15 protein-coding genes are annotated in these 16,891 nt (G+C 40.4%); 9 read left to right on the forward strand and 6 right to left on the reverse strand.

Annotated elements, in window-relative coordinates; all coding sequences use genetic code 11:
• Positions 1-21: 21 nt before the first annotated feature.
• The gene (locus K0S23_RS16620; RefSeq protein WP_300359801.1) at positions 22-477 is read right to left on the reverse strand and encodes a hypothetical protein; all 456 of its coding nucleotides are present in this window, start codon (positions 475-477) and stop codon (positions 22-24) included.
• Positions 478-804: 327 nt separating this feature from the next.
• Here K0S23_RS16620 and K0S23_RS16625 point away from each other — a divergent pair, with 327 nt between their 5' ends.
• The 9 genes from K0S23_RS16625 (at position 805) to K0S23_RS16665 (ending at position 7,965) form a co-directional block, all read left to right on the forward strand.
• The gene (locus K0S23_RS16625; RefSeq protein ID WP_300359802.1) at positions 805-1,401 is read left to right on the forward strand and encodes a hypothetical protein; all 597 of its coding nucleotides are present in this window, start codon (positions 805-807) and stop codon (positions 1,399-1,401) included.
• Positions 1,402-1,446: 45 nt separating this feature from the next.
• Entirely contained in the window at positions 1,447-1,980 is a 534-nt protein-coding gene (locus tag K0S23_RS16630) for a hypothetical protein (protein ID WP_300359803.1), read from the forward strand.
• A gap of 166 nt (positions 1,981-2,146) precedes the next feature.
• Positions 2,147-2,509 carry a DUF4180 domain-containing protein gene (locus K0S23_RS16635; protein WP_300359804.1) on the forward strand — a complete coding sequence of 121 codons (363 nt, stop codon included), beginning with the start codon at positions 2,147-2,149 and terminating at the stop codon, positions 2,507-2,509.
• Between the two features lie 44 nt (positions 2,510-2,553).
• The gene (locus tag K0S23_RS16640; RefSeq protein WP_300359805.1) at positions 2,554-3,096 is read left to right on the forward strand and encodes a hypothetical protein; all 543 of its coding nucleotides are present in this window, start codon (positions 2,554-2,556) and stop codon (positions 3,094-3,096) included.
• Between the two features lie 12 nt (positions 3,097-3,108).
• A complete protein-coding gene (locus K0S23_RS16645; RefSeq protein ID WP_300359806.1) occupies positions 3,109-3,702 on the forward strand; it encodes a hypothetical protein in 594 nt (197 codons plus the stop codon).
• Positions 3,703-3,978: 276 nt separating this feature from the next.
• Positions 3,979-4,227, forward strand: a complete 249-nt coding sequence (locus tag K0S23_RS16650; protein ID WP_300359808.1) for a hypothetical protein — start codon at positions 3,979-3,981, stop codon at positions 4,225-4,227.
• 224 nt (positions 4,228-4,451) lie between these two features.
• Positions 4,452-6,266: a serine hydrolase gene (locus tag K0S23_RS16655; protein ID WP_300359809.1), complete on the forward strand. Its 1,815-nt coding sequence runs from the start codon at positions 4,452-4,454 to the stop codon at positions 6,264-6,266.
• Between the two features lie 3 nt (positions 6,267-6,269).
• Positions 6,270-7,049 carry a hypothetical protein gene (locus K0S23_RS16660; protein WP_300359810.1) on the forward strand — a complete coding sequence of 260 codons (780 nt, stop codon included), beginning with the start codon at positions 6,270-6,272 and terminating at the stop codon, positions 7,047-7,049.
• Between the two features lie 112 nt (positions 7,050-7,161).
• Positions 7,162-7,965 carry a DUF3050 domain-containing protein gene (locus K0S23_RS16665; RefSeq protein WP_300359811.1) on the forward strand — a complete coding sequence of 268 codons (804 nt, stop codon included), beginning with the start codon at positions 7,162-7,164 and terminating at the stop codon, positions 7,963-7,965.
• Between the two features lie 57 nt (positions 7,966-8,022).
• Here K0S23_RS16665 and K0S23_RS16670 read toward each other — a convergent pair whose 3' ends face one another.
• From K0S23_RS16670 to K0S23_RS16690, 5 genes are all read right to left on the reverse strand, one after another.
• Positions 8,023-10,602, reverse strand: a complete 2,580-nt coding sequence (locus K0S23_RS16670; RefSeq protein ID WP_300359812.1) for a WG repeat-containing protein — start codon at positions 10,600-10,602, stop codon at positions 8,023-8,025.
• A gap of 103 nt (positions 10,603-10,705) precedes the next feature.
• Positions 10,706-11,161, reverse strand: coding sequence for a hypothetical protein (locus K0S23_RS16675; protein WP_300359813.1), 456 nt, complete (start codon positions 11,159-11,161; stop codon positions 10,706-10,708).
• 249 nt (positions 11,162-11,410) lie between these two features.
• Entirely contained in the window at positions 11,411-14,464 is a 3,054-nt protein-coding gene (locus K0S23_RS16680) for an efflux RND transporter permease subunit (protein WP_300359814.1), read from the reverse strand.
• Positions 14,465-14,474: 10 nt separating this feature from the next.
• Positions 14,475-15,518: an efflux RND transporter periplasmic adaptor subunit gene (locus tag K0S23_RS16685; RefSeq protein WP_300359815.1), complete on the reverse strand. Its 1,044-nt coding sequence runs from the start codon at positions 15,516-15,518 to the stop codon at positions 14,475-14,477.
• A gap of 11 nt (positions 15,519-15,529) precedes the next feature.
• Positions 15,530-16,879, reverse strand: coding sequence for a TolC family protein (locus tag K0S23_RS16690; protein WP_300359816.1), 1,350 nt, complete (start codon positions 16,877-16,879; stop codon positions 15,530-15,532).
• Positions 16,880-16,891: the final 12 nt, after the last annotated feature.

The raw sequence follows: 16,891 nt of genomic DNA on the forward strand, positions 1-16,891 counted from the left end.
GTAGTTTTTGAATCTGTTAGTTTAGTGCCCGTAGTTCGTTATATCCTCGACGGTTAAATATTCCCCGATTAAAATCATGGCTTCAAGTGAGACATACAGGCTCTTTCGCTCTTCTGTCATTGCCTGGAATTCGGATTGTTTGATCAGTTTAACATCCGGATGATATACAAGCCAGTTTTTTATGATTTGAGCATCTCCATCTGTGGAAATAGTGTGCGGGGAAGTTTCACCCGCTTTTTCGAGCTGCTCATATGCCATTAAGTCATCAAAGGTCAGTTTCTCCTTATATATTACAACCTGGTTTTTTAACCTGGATTTGAAATCTGAACTGAGCTGACCGTAGTTTTTCTCGGAAAAGATGTGGACAGAAGGATGAGTAGAAACCCAACTGATAATTCTAGGATCTTGTTGCCCAATCACCTTACTATAAGTAATTTGAAGACAAAATATGCTTGCGAGTAGTAGACCTTTTTTCATACGAAAAAGTGTAAATTAATAGTAGTAGTCAAATTTGTATATAAAATTCACATTTGAAACTCCTGCATGAATATTCTTGACCATCTTCTTATCAAACCATATCCTCAAATTATTTTTTAATTTTTTAAGCGAAAACTTAATTATTTTTTAAAAAAAACAACTAATTATTAACAAATCCTTTATATGATAAATTGTTGTTCCTGATCTAATTTATTCCATCGTAAGATTTCAATAAGACAAGAAGCTAATTATTTAAGCGAAGGTTCCCCACTGTTAATTTTAAATAATGAACTCGGTTTTTACTGAAAAGTCTATTAATTTAATTCCATGCAAAAAGAACTTCATCCATGGAATTGGTTTGCCCCGGAGAACAGTCGGGTGTTAATTGTCGGAACCTTTCCCCCGACAAAACGCAACTGGTCATTCGATTTCTTTTATCCGAATAAGAACAATTTTTTCTGGAAAGTAATTGCACAAATCGCCGGAACGGAACTGGAATACCTGGCCGGAGATCTGGCAGTGGAAGAGCGGAAAAATCTCCTGCAGAAACTGCAGGTCGCTGTTACAGACATGGGGCAGCACATAGTACGCAATAATAGCAGTTCACTCGACGAGAACCTGAGCGTGGTGGAATTTATGAACATCTTTCAAATCCTGGATGAAAACCCAACGATCAGGAAGATCATTTTCACCAGCAGTTCGGGGAAAGAAAGTGCCGCACGCTGGTTTATTCGTTTTTTGGCAAGCCACGAGATCAAACACCGCTTCCCAACCGGAAAGAGACCGATCAAAAGTGCAATTGACTACAAGGGAAGAACAATTGAATTAGTTGTTTTGTACTCCACCTCTCCCCGTGCCGCCAACCGGATCACCATGGAACGTTTGGTAGAGCTATACAAAAATGAGATACTTTTGTTAAGTTGATAAGTCTCGCGCTGATCTCGCAGATGATGAAAAAACTTTAACTGCATGAAAAAACTCAAAGAACGAATCTTAGGCCTTTCCCTGATAATATCCCTATGTCTGGCGTTCCTGGGATATTTAATGATCCGTGGCGCTTTGAACAACTTGGATAATTACGTGAGTTATTTCATGCTGGGACTCGGAATAGCACTCATCCTATTATTCGGCATCATTCTCCTATTCGCTATTCGTTATTCTAAAAAAAAGCAACTGAAGCAAAAGGAAGAAAAACTGAAGATCATTCACTACGGAACAAAATTCACGATTGATCTTGATTCCGTAAAAATCAAAAGCAATAAATGGGATAGCTCACACTTTATTGAAAACCAGGTTTACGATATAGAAATGAAAGAAAAGCATCTCCAAACGGTCCTTGAGTTTGAGATCGAATTAAACGGTCAGAAAAAACAGTTTCATTGGCCTTGTGAGCTAGATCCCAAAAGCCTCGAAATGTATTTTGCCATCCAAAAAGAAACAAATCTCTATCTTGATCCGGCAAATAGCGAGCATTTTTATTTGGATCTGAGTTTTATTAAATAATACGTGCAAAATTTAAACTGATAACATCTGCGAAATCCGCGGAATCTGCGGGCTTTATTTCCACGTAGATTTTATAGATTACGCAGATTCATATTTTGAATACACTTATTTTATTTGACAAAAACGCAGAGCTTTTACACATATCTTTACCGTAAAAAATTAAACCATGCATATCGAATCACATACTATAAACAGCATTCAAATTGCAGAAATCACTTCGGATGAATATCTCATTGAAAAAGAAGAAGACGGGCTCGACTTGCTCGGAAATCTCTATTACCAGGGTTTCGACCGCATCATCGTTTATGAAAAGAACATCATTCCTGCTTTCTTCGACCTGAAGAACGGAATGGCCGGAGAGATCCTGCAAAAGTTTTCTAATTACCGTGTCCGGCTGGCGATTGTGGGAGATTTTTCTGCTTACACAAGCAAAAGTATTACGGACTTCATCTATGAAAGCAACCAGGGAAAACAGATCAACTTTTTGGAGTCATTGGAAGAAGCGCTGGAGAAATTATCAAGGAGTTAATTCTCGAATTAAAAATGGAAAAATTTCAAATTGAAATAAGTAATATGAGAGTTTGGGAAAGAAAACGCATAGACATTTTAATCTTGATGTTATATGTTTTATTGTTTTCTGCAGGAATGCACATTAATTCGACTCTTAAAAATAGGAAGCACAGTCACATGGAGTTGACAGATCGTTTACTCGATCCTTTCTCTTTCTGCCTGTGCTTATTCATCAGTATCCTGATCATGTCTCCTTTCACTTTTTATTACAAAAAAGTTCCTCGAAAGCTCGTTATTAATCCGGAGGAAAGACATTTGCAAATACTCAAAAAGCGCAATTCCAAACCACTGAATTTTGATTTGGATAGAATAACCTACTATTCCGAATCTCATTTCTTCTTTACAACACTAGAGATCTATAGTGAATTCACCTCATCTCGTGGAGTGGTCATGAACAAGCGTTTCACGGGAATTGTTGTTCCTTCCTTTGGCTTTTCATGGAATAAAAAAATTATCCGCCAAATTACGAATACATTCAAAGAACAGAATGTTCAAATTGAAAAGAACCCGGATAAAATAGGTATTTGGGAACAAATTTATAACTAAACTTTTTCATTCGTGACTAAGCAATGGATTTCCAGCAATAAAAAGAAAGATTCAGTTTTCATTTTTCAGGATTTGCTTTATTACGGAGAATTGGAATCTCTGAAAGACAATGAAATCCTAGACCAACATGAAACTTTAGATAAACTTGCGTCTATTCCACTCTCTTATTTGAAATCCTTGGAGATTAACCATTCGAAAAAAACTACCACACTTGCTTATGGCAAAAAAGAAGATTTGACCGTTTTGATCCGATGGGAAAATTCGGCTTTTATTAAAGAGTTTACCGATTTCATATTAAAACGATTCCCTAATTCAAGAACACTGCCGAAAGAACAAAAACAAAGTTTGAACTCTAAAAAACCGGCAATTGCTATGCTCGTAATCCCAATAATCTATTTCATTGTACTGGCAACAGGAACAAACAGATCAAGTTATCATTCTTCGAATGCAGGAGGAGAAGCCATTACTGCTTTAATGCAAGCAATCGCATCTATGGGAAATTTTACAGTAACGGTACTGTTTAGCATATTGTTCATCATCGCCTTAAGGTCTTTTTTTAAGGCTCGGAATGAAAGTTCTCACTTGACGATCATTCAATTGCAATAAATTTAACGTACCTTAGGTTAAGAAACATATAAAACTATTTCTGAAACATAATAAGCTATTCAAGGTATGTTCAAATCTTATTTAATATCCCTTATTTATTGCAGTACGGCACTAATTTTAGGAGTCCTTGCTTTATTTGAAGAATCAGAAACCCTGGATATCGTTCTTCAGAACTTTTATCTAGTGCTCCCGAAAAAAATCGTCTGGCTGATCCTGTGTTTCCTGTTTTTATTTTTCGCGGGCGTTTCCCTGACCTTCCAACTCTTCCGGAAACCGATGAACAAGTATCTTTTTTTAATTCATTTCATCTTCACAATTCTCGGCCTGATGGTAATCCATTTTGCCGTTCAGCAGGAAGCTCCCCAAACAGCGTATAATGCCATGGACGATTCACTTCCTAAGTCCGGTCCGGTCAACTGGTTAGAATGGGTAAATCTTGCATCCTACGGATTAATCGGTGCACAAATTGTTTTTGGTATCAATATTTTGCTTTCGATCCTTTGGTACAGGAAGAAGGCGGTGTAGGTACGTAATATTCAAATTTTTCCACTGGTTAAGCAAGCAAAATTTCTAGCCGGTGAGTACGGTAATTCTGCCTGCTAACCTCCATACCCCAATCTGCTAAGACTGATGGAACCCGAAATGACACCGCCGGAATACACCTGGAACCGGCGATGGAAAAAGTAGCATGACAAATAGTTATTCCGTACAAGTTTCTTACATTTACTTTCATTAAAATTAAACAGATAATGAAACACATCCTTACCCTTTTACTGGCGGCATCGTCCGTTTTTACTGCTGTTTCCCAATCCAAAGAAAAGAAGCCCGACTATAACAAACGCCTGAGCGGAATTGAGAAAGAACTTGAAAAAGTACTGGCTGACCAAAAAGTGGCCGGTTATTCGGTTGCAATCGTTTACAAAGACAAAATCATCTTCTCAAAAGGGTTCGGCTACCGTGACCTGGAAAACAAAAAACCGGTAACACCGACCACCCTGTTTGCCATCGGATCTTCCTCCAAGGCATTCACATCAGCTATGCTGGGTCAGCTTGAGAAGGACGGTAAATTGAAACTGGATGATTTGGCCGTTACACATTTACCCAAGCTGGCTTTCAAGTATGATTACATGAATACCGGGATTACGATTCGTGATATGATGTGCCACCGGACAGGGCTTGCCCGCTTCGATTATTCCTGGTACATGTTCAACACCAGTAATCGCGATAGTTTGATCCAGCGTGTGAAATTCATGGAGCCAAACGTTAAGCTGCGTCAAAAATGGCAATACAATAACTTCATGTTCCTGGCTCAGGGAATGATCACCGAGAAGATCACAGGAAAAACCTGGGAAGACAATATAAAAGAACGCTTCTTTGTCCCCCTGAAAATGATACATAGTAATACCGATATTTTCACTATGCAAAAAGATGCGGATGCTTCATTGCCTTATACCCTGGACGAAAAATTTGCCATCAAAAAAATTCCTTACTATCACATCAACGGAATGGGACCTGCAGGAAGTATTAATTCCTGTGCCAACGACATGGGAAATTGGGTTTCTACCTGGATTATGGGCGGAAAATTCAATGGAACCGAGATCATCCCACCTTCTTACGTCAGGGAAGCAGAGAGTGCTCAAATGGTGGTTTCAGGCGGACTGCCCGGAAGTCATAGCGATATCCAATTCAGTAATTATGGTTTAGGATGGTTCCTGAAATCTTATCGCGGACATTATTTAGTGGAACACGGTGGAAATATAGACGGGTTCTCTGCAAGCGTAGGTTTTTATCCTTCCGATTCCATCGGGATTGTAGTATTAACCAATCAAAACGGATCCGCAGTACCGTCCATTGTTCGCAACCTGGTCTCAGATAAATTATTTGCATTGGAACCGATTCCATGGAATGCAGATGCAAAGAAAGAACTGGACGAAGCAATGAAATCGGCATTAAAAACGGAGAAAAAGGGAGATACTATACAGGTTAAAAACACACAGCCTTCCCACCCATTGGCAGATTATGCAGGATTATACGGGAACCCGGCCTTTTCGGAATTTACCATTACCCTGAAAAATGATACACTCTTCACCTTCATTGCCGGAGAGAGAACCTGGCTGAAACATTATCATTACGATGTATTTGAATTTAAATCGGTAGATAAGAAGGAGGATTCCGAGGATTCGGCTGATGATCGTTTCCTGATCAATTTCGGAACTGCAAGCAACGGAAAAATAGAAAGTCTTTCCATGGATATGGGCGAACCGGATAAGGAAACCATTTTTACGCGTCAGGCTATCAAGGTAAATTTATCCGGTAACGAATTAAACATGTATACCGGTGATTACGAGCTGGAGGGTCAAACCATCAAAATCTACCTCAAAGGGGAAACATTGATGTTGCTCGTACCCGGACAAACCGATTACGAAACGATCCCCGTAGGAAATCATACCTTTAACCTGGTCATTGCAAAAGGTTACAGCATCAAGTTTACCGTTGAAGAAGGGAAATCAAAAGCAGTTACTTTCATTCAGCCCAATGGAAACTTTACTGCAAAACGCAAGTAAAACATGTATAAAACTATTTTCATAGCATTCATCTCCCTGTGCGGGAATCACCCGGTTTCTGCACAGAGAAACGACCTCGGGCAAAAAGAACAGGAACTCATCCTGATACACAAGAAACTTACCGGTGCAAGATCCGGGGAGTTTGATTCGCTTAATTACTACAGCGATCTGTTCACTGAAAAGTTGCAAAACCTGCTTTCCTCGGACAAAAAAACACTCAAGTATTCCTTCAAAGCACTAACAGAAGCCCACATTTGCTATGTGAAAACTTCCAAAGACGGCACGTTCCGAATTTACAGCTGGGATTCCCAATTAGGTGGGACAATGCATTTTTTCAATGTAATCTATCAGTACCGGAATGGTAAGACGATGAAAACTCAATCTATGGAGTTGGGTGAAGGTGATCCGGCCTGGTATTGCTCCGATCTGTTCACTTTGAAAACTAAAAAAACGACTTACTACCTGGCTGTTATTAACGGAATCTATTCATCAAAAGATGTCAGTCAATCGATCAAAGCATTTGAACTCAACAACGCAGGTGTCAATGACAGTGTTCTTTTAATGAAAACGCCGGAAGGCATGAAAAATTCTCTCGATCTTGCCTATGACTTTTTCAGTGTTTACGAACAGCCCGAAAGACCGATTCCCGTAATCACATACGATTCGAAGAAAAAGATCATTACTGTTTCCACCACGAATGACAAAGGAGAAATTGTACCCGGAAGTAAATCCTATCGTTTCAACGGAATTTATTTTGAATTGAGTCAGGTAAAAACTCAGTAGCACTCCATTCATTTTTCCTTATTTTCAAATTAAATAAGAAAAAACTCGGCTTTTGATTTGGATCTGAAAAAGCGAACTAATTAGAAATTGAAACTAATTTTAAAATTAATTTATGACTCCAGAAATTAAAAAAATCCAGTCAAGCCTTGAAAAAGTGCGTGAAGAAGTGGTTCATCATCCGAGCTATCAAGCCATTCAATCCATTGAGGACATCCGCATTTTTATGGAACACCATATATATGCCGTTTGGGATTTTATGTCGCTTTTAAAAGCACTCCAAAATCAATTGACTTGTACGCAAGTTCCCTGGTTTCCTGTTGGCTCTGCAGAAGTCCGCTACCTCATCAACGAAATTGTCTGCGGAGAAGAATCCGACCTGGCCTCGGAGGAAGATGTGAAAAAAGGTGATGGAATTCGTAAAAGTCATTTCGAATTATACCTGGAAGCAATGGAGCAAACAGGTGCTTCACGCCTTGGAATCGATGCTTTGTTCAGTCAAATTCAACAAGGGAAATCTGTGGAAGAAGCAATTGAACTGGTTTTGATCCCTGAATCTGCCAAACATTTTTTACGTTTTACTTTTGAAGTCATTGCGACTAAAAAACCGCATCTGATAGCTGCAGTATTCACTTTCGGAAGAGAAGACCTGATCCCGAATATGTTCCACAGTATTGTCAGTGATCTGAATGCAAAATTCCCTACTCAACTGGCAAGCTTCAAATTCTATTTGGACCGCCACATTGAAGTTGACGGAGATCATCACGGACATTTAGCCTTACAAATGGTAAGTGAATTGTGTGGAAATGATCCTGTAAAATGGAAAGAAGCAGAAGAGTACTCGATCAAATCACTTGAAATGCGTAAACAGTTATGGGACGGAGTTTTTGATAAAATGAAAGAACAGCAAATGGCATAAAGACAAGTAACTCCTCTCCTGCCTGATTAGCCGTGAAGGTTTAACTGTTACACCTTATTATTGAGTAAAAACTGTTTTATTCTTTTTGGAAAGAGAATAGGAATAAGTAATCCCGCTAACACTGCTCATTATAGTACCATCTTCCATGAAAACTACATTCGTTAGCGCATCGGGATAAAGCAGTTTTCCTTTTGAATCCAGGATATAGAGTTTTCCATCTTTCACCAGAAGCGGCTTTTCACTCAGGTAATCCGTGATAGCTCCCTCCTTTTGAACCACCGAACCATCCATCAGATTTCTCACTTCAAATCCGTTCTGTTTTTTGACAAAGCCCATTTCATCCACAACGAAATCACAGGGAAGTGTTTGCAACAGTGTTGACTGATCCGGAACCTTTCCTTCAAAAAATTCGATATTGTACCATTTATCTGCTTTTTTCGCCCGAAGAATAAAAACACTTGACAAAGAAGATCCAATCATCAGTTCATCAAAAACCGGTTTTATTTTTTCATCCAAATTGTAATCATATACTCCGTATTTCCCACCCTTATTGACAACAAATGCGGACTCCGAAATGGATTGCACCCAATCGTATACCGGTGGAATTTCTTTTCGCAGGTTCAGACTCAGGATCCCATGGAAGTTCCCGCTGGTGGAATAACACACCTCATCGTAATCCCTGTAAGGAAATACTTCGTGAATTCCATCCGTTTTCACGGATTCAAATGACAATAGATCATACTTAAACGGGAACAAGGTATCGTTGAAAGGAGTAAGTATTCCCCACTTCTTTCCTTTATTTTGTACCAGGTAATTTCCGTTCCATGCAGGAAGCATTTCGCGGTACACAAATGGGATCGCGCTATCTATTTTATCTTCGAACTCAGAATACACTTTCGCACCTTTCAGACCGCCGTTCTTTGAGATCATGCGTTCCGGATTGGTTGAATAAAAAAACCGCCCTTTTGAATCTATATAATGCTTTTCATCTTCACTCAACCGGTAAATTAATGCAAAGTCCTCCATGAGTCTGAAGCGTTCCGGCACTTGTTGATCGGGCTTAAAAACATTTCCCCAAATGACCTCAGCTGCTCCCCAAAGATCTCCCGATTTGTATTCGATCAATGTACTATGCATACTGTTTTGAAAAAGTGTATCCGCATTCAGATCAAGCACTTTCCCATTCCAGGAAATAAAGCCCAGTTTTCCATAAGCATTCTGAAACACTGTGAACGGGATCAGGAGAATCGGAACGGTTTTCGTTATACTATCTGTAGAATAGGGATAATAATTTCCAAATTCATCCACAAAGCCATGCGATAGATCCGCATCGTATTCATCCACATTTTGTGTGTTTATTCCTGTATAATTGAAACTTCCGAATGTTTTATTGATCTCCACTCTTTCCTTGAAAACAGAATCTCCTATCAGCTCACATAACATATAGAAAGGATCCCCTTCTTTTCGGAGTGCATAAAACTGATCAGTAACAGGATAGATATCCTGGTATACAAACGACGAACCTTTTTCGGCTGTTGAGATACGATAAGCCATTTTCCCCCATTCATTCATATAAACCCATACAACTGGTCCCGAAGCACTTTTCCCTTTTCTTACAAAAGTGACACCTTGTTCCCAATTCGAAACCAACTGCTGATTTCTCAGGTCGTAAATAGCCATTTGCGAAGTATCTCCATTATTCCTCGTCACATAGACAAACTCCTCATAGATTGTTTCGACGTAATAAAGTAATTCATACTCTTCGGGATCAGTATATACAACTCTTCTTTCCGGGATAATAACACTATGAAAAGTATCGATTGCAGTATTAAACCGATTGAAAAGAATGCTTTCCTCACCTGTAGAACAAATTTTCCATTCCATAAATTCAGAGATCGATTCGTACGGCAAATAATCAATCCGGAATCCGCTCTTCATAAAAGCCAGTTTATTATTGCATCTTAGTGAAAACTCATCCAGTTCGGCATTGTATGAAACCTCAGTAAAAACAGAATCTGTAATCAATGTTCCGTCTGCTTTTGCCAAATAAAGAACCGGTTCACCATAAAGCAAAAAACCTTCTGATTCCGGGCTGTAGAAGTATTCGCTTTTATCCAGAACTAAAATATAATTCACTAAACTGGAATCATTCAACCAATATTGAAAAGAAGAAACAGCTTCGATACCGCTATATTCCATCGGGAGAATGATCGTTCCTTTTTGATCAATGATCCCGGCTTTCTCTTCTTTCCGAATAATGACCCAACCTTTTGCAGAAAGTATATCCGTCATTTGAAGTCCGGTATCCAAATCGCCTGCAATGAGCTTACTTCCAAGGTACAGATCGATTCTTCCGCTTTCATTCCGCGCTTCGAAATAAGAACCGATTTGCGAGATTTCTGTGTAATTCGTCGGGATGATCTCATTCGATCCTTTCGGCAAATAACCCTGGAATTCACTGTCGTATAAACGAATTCCATCCGGTTCAATTTTCAGATCGGTATACTTTGGTTCCACGATCAGTGTTCCGCTTTTATACTTCAATCCGACTTTCCCGTTTACCGAAAAGCGTATTGAATCCTGGGCGAAACCATTGAAACATAAGAAGAGTAGAATAATGCAGTAGCTTGTTTTCATCGATTTTCTTTGAACGAAGGTACACAAGCAGATCCGGATGGCAATAGGCCATTTGCACTATTTCCCGGAGAATGAAAAAGTTGGATGTACAAATGCGGCCTGCTCAAGGAAAAGCTGTTATTGTAAACTGCTCCTTTACAGCTGCCCGTTTTATCATTTCGTTTTTCTTATAAATCAACAAATGAGCTTGCTGATTACGCACGACAGTAAACCTGTTTTCCGGAAGACCATAACAACGAGTTAAACCGGAGGACGTACTGTAATCTCTCGGACTATTCGTGTTCCAGCCGTAGCTTACAATGCAATTGTTTTTTTGACCGAAAGCCTGTGAGTGAAAATCATCCGGGTATAAAACCACACTTGAGCTACCGGAAGAAATGTAAACCAGGGAATCAAAATCCGAAGGAGTGAGTTTATCCGAAAGGGTGAAAATGACATCTGTTCCACTGGAACAACATTGCCCCGCCGCCCAATCGTGACTTAAAACCGTTGCCAGGGTATCCTGTGAAAATCCGTTTGCGGTAAACACACATGAAAAAATGATAAGTATTGATCTCATAATTCTTGAGTACAATCAAATAACAATGAGGTTCAAAATCATAAAGGCTATCATCTTATTAATTTAAACAGCTTTTTATCTCCCGCAGAGGGCGCAGATTACGCAGAAATAAAAAACCAAAAGGTGGCTTTCCGTTTCACATGTTATTCAAATAAGATTTTGAATGTATGTTTCATACATTTGATCGTAATAAATAGAAATCATTTTTCCGCGTTCCTCTGCGGTATCTGCGGGCAATCTTTTACATCTCTACTGCTTTTTCACTTCCACTTTTGGCGGGATCAAACGGTAAACGATTGGTGTTACAACACGTGATAACAAGGTTGAACTGATCAATCCGCCGATCAACACGATGGCCAAAGGTGAAATTAATGGGTTGGTTGAAATGGCTATCGGGATCAAACCTCCGATCGCGGTGAGCGATGTAAGCACGATCGGTAAGAAACGTACTTCGCCGGCTTCACGGATCGCTTCATCCAAACTTCTTCCCTCTTCCCTTAGCTGATTGGTAAAATCGACCAGCAAAATGGAATTCTTGACCTCAATACCGGCCAGGGCGATCAATCCGATTACCGCTACGAACGACAGCGAATTTCCGGTCATCCATAACGCAATCACAGCTCCCACAATTCCAAGGGGAATTACCGACAATACGATCAGGGTACTTTTAAAGGTTTTGAAAAGCAGGATCAATACGGCAACGAACAGGAAAACAGTAATGGTGATGATGGTATTGAATCCGCCAAATGATTCGTTGCGCGATTCGTATTCACCTCCCATAACATACGAATAACCATTCGGAAGTTTCTTCTTCTCCATTTTTGCAATCACCTCACTGATCAGGTTATCGACCAAGACTCCCTTTTGAGCAAATGCGCTCACGGAAACAGTACGCACCTTATTAAAATGATTGATGAACAAGGGAGAACTTTCGAGCTGTAAACTTGCAATTTGTGAAAGCAAAATTGCCTGACCCTGCTGGTTGTTGATATATAGCTGATTGAAGACATCCAAAGTTGCCCGTTCGCCTTTATGCGTTGTTAACAGCATGGAGAATTCATCGTTATTTTTGTCCGAAAACGTTCCCAGGTCAACTCCAGCGATCGCCAAACGAACCGTTTTATCGATATCCACTGTATTTACTCCCAAAGCCCGTGCTTTTTCTTTCGAGATCACCAGTTTGAAATCGGATTTCAGGTTGCTCACCGGGTTGTTTATATACATCGTTCCCGGGATTTCCTTCAATAAATTCTCCACTTCCTGGCTCAATTTCCGCAAAGTATCCAGGTTGTCCCCGGAAAGACGAACTTCCACAGGAGCCACCATTGGCGGACCTTGTTCAAAGTTCTTTACCTCGATCTTAGCTCCGGGATATTCATTGAAAACCGTTCTTAAACGATCCGCAATCTCCTGTTTCTTATCGACACCCGTATGTTTTTCCAACTGAACAAAGATCTGGGCGAAATCACTCCGCTCATTTTCCTGGACCACATTGTAATATACCGGAGGATTTCCCTTTCCAATATTTGCAGCATAATATTCCACTTCCGGAACTTTACTCAATTCCTTCTCTACATATTTCGTGATCTCGTTCGTACGATTCAGATTCGTCTGCAAAGGCGCTGAAACATTCACCATGAACTGTGGTTTTTCGGATGCAGGGAATAAACTGAACCCGATTACAGGGAACAATGCCAGTGAACCGATGAAGATCGCCAATGCTACTGTCAGTGTAATCAATGGTCTTTTCAAAGCCTTATCCAACAATACAGAATAGGTGCCCGAAATGGCTTTTTGAAGTGCTCTCAAGAAGATATTCCCGTTGTGTTGTCCCTCGTGTTGTTTCAACAAACGGCTCGACAGGAAAGGAATGATCGTAAGTGAAACGAGCATGGAAGCCAATACACTTGCGATAACTGCCATTGGCAGACTGCGGATAAAATCCCCGGCCACTTCCGGCAGGAATACCAAAGGTAAAAAGGCAATGATCAGAGTCACGGTACAACCCACCACCGAAAGTCCGATTTGCTGCGTTGCCATAAGTGTTGCATCCATGCGTGAATATCCTTCCCGCAGCCAGCGTTCGATATTTTCAACCACCACAATACTATCGTCGACCAAAAGTCCCAGCGCCACAACCAAACCAACGATACTCAGCTGATTGATGTTATATCCCATCACATTCAGGAGAACCAAGCCGATGGCAAGTGAAAGTGGAATGGAGATCATTACCACCAAAGCAGCCCTTCCGCCCAGAGGAAGCAAAGTGATCGCAACCAGGAGAATTGCAATCAGGAAATCGATTCCCAAACCTCCCAAACGGGCATTCACGTTGTCTCCCTGGTCAAAATGATTCACCATATCAATATTGGAAGGAATATGCGGATCGAATGCATCCAACACTGTTTGGTATTTCTTCTGAGTCTCCGAAATATTAAATCCTTCTTTTTGAGCTGCAGTAACAAATACACAGCGATGCCCATTCAGGCGGGTGATATGTTTTGTTTCGGAAAAATCATAGTAGACATCTGCCACATCCTTTAGCGGAATGGTTTTCCCTTCTGAAGCATAAATAATGGTATTGGCAATTTCTTCCAGGGAAATATAATTCCCACTTGTTTTGACGTTTAATGACTTTGTCCCTACATCAATACTTCCACCCGGGATATTCGCTATCTCACTTTGCAGAGTTCCGACAACCGCATTCAAAGGAAGGTGAAGCTGAGCCAGCTTATCCGTTCTCAAATCAATGCGAACTTGTTCATCGGATAAACCATGAATTTTCACATTCTTCAATTCCGGAAGCTTTTCCAGTTCTTCCTGCAGATCTTCAGCCACCCGTTTCAATGATTTCCGGGATGCATTTTCACTGATGAGGGCAGTTTGGATAACATTCACATCGGAAGCCACCAATTTCTTTACTTCGATACTCAAAATCTCGTCCGGAAGATCGGAACGCATTCCGTTCACTTCCCGTGTCAGCTCCTGGAACTTCTCATTCACATCCGATTCGTATTTGTATTCCACCTGCATGATCGCCACACCATCTTTGATCTGTGTTTTGATGCGCTTGATGTTTTCCAAACTGTAAATCTGTTTTTCCAGCGGTTTCACAACCAACTCTTCCATATCCGAAGGACTTGTTCCGGGATACACTACGATCACCGGGAACATAGGGGAATTCGTCGCCGGATCCTCGCTCCGTGGCATGGTCAAAAGCGTATTCACCCCCAAAGCGATCGCCATGATGAACAACACCAGGGTAAACTGGTAGTTGCGTACTGCGTATGTTGCTATTTTCATCTTGCTTGCCTTATTTTGATGAGATGCTCGAATTTTCGTTCAAATAAGGTCCGCCTGAAACGATCACATATTTGTATCCTTCCAAACCTTCCGATATTTCTACCACATTCTGGTTCAGGTTTTCGATCTTAACAGGTACTTTTTTCACCGTTTTTTTGTCATTCGAAATGAATACAAATCCATCGTCTGCGTTTCCATCCAATAAAGCTTCGTAAGGAATTTTCCAGTTCTCGGAGGTTTCGGAAAGCCGGATTTTTGCTTTACCAAACACCCCGCTTGCCAATCCTTGCGGTAACTTCCCTTCTAACTCCAATTCCACTGTAAACGTTCCGCTAAAGGGATCAATACTTTCCGATTTACGGGAAACTTTCGCTTTCAATGTCCTGTTTTTAAACACATCCGCTTCGATTTCCGCTTCATCACCGATATGAATCTGGCTCCACTGGCGATCACTCACTCCGACTTTCAGTTTAAAGGAACTTGATCCCGCACCATTGGTTTGAAAGACCGGCGTTCCACTGCTCACCAATTGTCCCTGATTCGCCATTTTCCGCAGGATAAATCCGTTTGAAACAGCTCTTATTTCAGCATATTTCAAATTAAACAGGGCCGATTGTAATTGTTCCTCTGCTACATCACAAGCTGTCTGGGCATTTTGCAACTGCTCTAAAGTTGCAAAGCCTTCTTTCTGTAAATTTTTCGCACGTTCCAGGTCGCGTTTTGATTTTTCGAGACCCAGTTTTGCCTGGCTAACCGTTGCTTTTACCAATGTAAGGTCCAAAGTCGCCAGCAATTGCCCTTTTCGAACTTTATCTCCTTCTTTGACATACAATTTTTGGATAATTCCCCCTGAAAGGAATGATAAATACGTTTCATCATCCGTTGTGAATTGTCCGGAAACGTGAATCTCTTCGTTTGAGTTCATTGCCTGAATAGGCTCCAACTTTACGGGAATCACTTCAGTCTTCGGAATTTCATTCGTTGTCTTTTCCTTCGAACCGCACGAAGCAAGAAAAAAGGAAAGAACAAGTGCCGGTATTACTAATTTTTTCATAATCGAATAGTTTATTGATTGAATTTCAATGGATATGTTGCTGCTGCGCGCTCAAGTTCAGCTAAAGAACTTAAGTAGTTTTGATATTGAATAAGGACAAACAATTCAGCATTGGTCACTTGATTGGAGGCATCAATGAATTCCAGCTGATTGGTTAATCCTTCTCTGTTTGCACCCGAAACCAGGGCGAAATATTCTTTGGAAGCTTCTAACTGCACCTGTGCTGTTTCCCAATTTTCTTTTGCATTGACCACATTACGCAATGACTGGGTTCGTTGTAATTCCAGTTGCTGTGAGATCTGATCTAACTGGATTTTTGCACTTTCAAGTTCGTATTTCGTTTGTTTGATCTGTTGCTGATTGCGCGAACCATTGTAAATCGGGATAGAAGCAGAAATACCGAACATATAGTAAGCCGACTTCCTGCTCACTTCCCAGTTGGTACCTTGCGAACCCAAGTCCAGGAATGCGTTGACCTTCGGAACCCAGTAATTCTTATTCATTTTCAAAACTGATTCCTGAACCCCGATAGATTGATTGATCAATTGAATTTCTTCCCGTTCCTGCTTCATCTCCAGTTGTGGATTACTTCCCGAAACCTCTTCCAAAATAATTTCCGAATCCAGGGATCTGTTGATCAGGAAATTGAAATAGGCCCGTGCGTTCGTTAATTGATTTTTCGCAGTAGAAATAGAAGTATTCATCTTCATTAATTCTGTTTGCGCCTTCAAAAGATTCACTTTCAAACCTTTTCCCTGTTTTATAAGCGCCTCATTCAATGCTACATTTTGCTCCAGTACTTTTTTATTTGTTTCGTAAACAGAAACCGATTTGGAAGCCATGATCACATTGTAATAAGCCACCTTGATATTCTTAACCAATTCCCTTGCATATACCTGCATATCCAGGTTGCTCAATTCCACTTTTTGTTCCTGGATCCGTTTATTTGCATAAATATCCGTGTTTAACAAGGGTACTGAAGTACGGATATAGGTATCGTAGAAATTGGTTGGCAGGAAGTTGATCTGCTGGTTCTGAATTTGCGGAAAGGCATTCGTTCCCGTCATTTGATTTAATGTCGTATACACAGGATTCAGCATATCTCCGATCGGAAGATCAGCATAACGCCCACCTTCTGCCGTTGTGTAGGAAGCATTAAAATTTACGGAAGGTAAAAAATTGCTTTTCGCCGTATTTAACGTTAAAAGCGCTTTTTCCAATTGAATCGAACGTTGTTTGAGAACCAAATTGGAATCCAGCCCCTGCTGAATGTATTTTTCCAATGCTCCCTGCGACCAGGAGTAAGCATGCATAAACAAACTTGCCGAAATCGCAATTAGAAGAGTTATTTTTTGCTTCATATAATCATTGTT

Origin of the sequence: Fluviicola sp. (genome assembly GCF_029266855.1) — a bacterium.
Classification (GTDB): domain Bacteria; phylum Bacteroidota; class Bacteroidia; order Flavobacteriales_D; family Crocinitomicaceae; genus Fluviicola.

What these genes read in the sequence shown, in the direction of transcription:
- K0S23_RS16680 (WP_300359814.1), bottom strand. Translation starts at nt 14,464, where the DNA reads ATGAAAATAGCAACATACGCAGTACGCAACTACCAGTTTACCCTGGTG.
- K0S23_RS16670 (WP_300359812.1), bottom strand. Translation starts at nt 10,602, where the DNA reads ATGAAAACAAGCTACTGCATTATTCTACTCTTCTTATGTTTCAATGGT.
- K0S23_RS16660 (WP_300359810.1), top strand. Translation starts at nt 6,270, where the DNA reads ATGTATAAAACTATTTTCATAGCATTCATCTCCCTGTGCGGGAATCAC.
- K0S23_RS16630 (WP_300359803.1), top strand. Translation starts at nt 1,447, where the DNA reads ATGAAAAAACTCAAAGAACGAATCTTAGGCCTTTCCCTGATAATATCC.
- K0S23_RS16665 (WP_300359811.1), top strand. Translation starts at nt 7,162, where the DNA reads ATGACTCCAGAAATTAAAAAAATCCAGTCAAGCCTTGAAAAAGTGCGT.
- K0S23_RS16620 (WP_300359801.1), bottom strand. Translation starts at nt 477, where the DNA reads ATGAAAAAAGGTCTACTACTCGCAAGCATATTTTGTCTTCAAATTACT.
- K0S23_RS16650 (WP_300359808.1), top strand. Translation starts at nt 3,979, where the DNA reads ATGAACAAGTATCTTTTTTTAATTCATTTCATCTTCACAATTCTCGGC.
- K0S23_RS16685 (WP_300359815.1), bottom strand. Translation starts at nt 15,518, where the DNA reads ATGAAAAAATTAGTAATACCGGCACTTGTTCTTTCCTTTTTTCTTGCT.
- K0S23_RS16690 (WP_300359816.1), bottom strand. Translation starts at nt 16,879, where the DNA reads ATGAAGCAAAAAATAACTCTTCTAATTGCGATTTCGGCAAGTTTGTTT.
- K0S23_RS16640 (WP_300359805.1), top strand. Translation starts at nt 2,554, where the DNA reads ATGAGAGTTTGGGAAAGAAAACGCATAGACATTTTAATCTTGATGTTA.
- K0S23_RS16675 (WP_300359813.1), bottom strand. Translation starts at nt 11,161, where the DNA reads ATGAGATCAATACTTATCATTTTTTCATGTGTGTTTACCGCAAACGGA.
- K0S23_RS16635 (WP_300359804.1), top strand. Translation starts at nt 2,147, where the DNA reads ATGCATATCGAATCACATACTATAAACAGCATTCAAATTGCAGAAATC.
- K0S23_RS16655 (WP_300359809.1), top strand. Translation starts at nt 4,452, where the DNA reads ATGAAACACATCCTTACCCTTTTACTGGCGGCATCGTCCGTTTTTACT.
- K0S23_RS16625 (WP_300359802.1), top strand. Translation starts at nt 805, where the DNA reads ATGCAAAAAGAACTTCATCCATGGAATTGGTTTGCCCCGGAGAACAGT.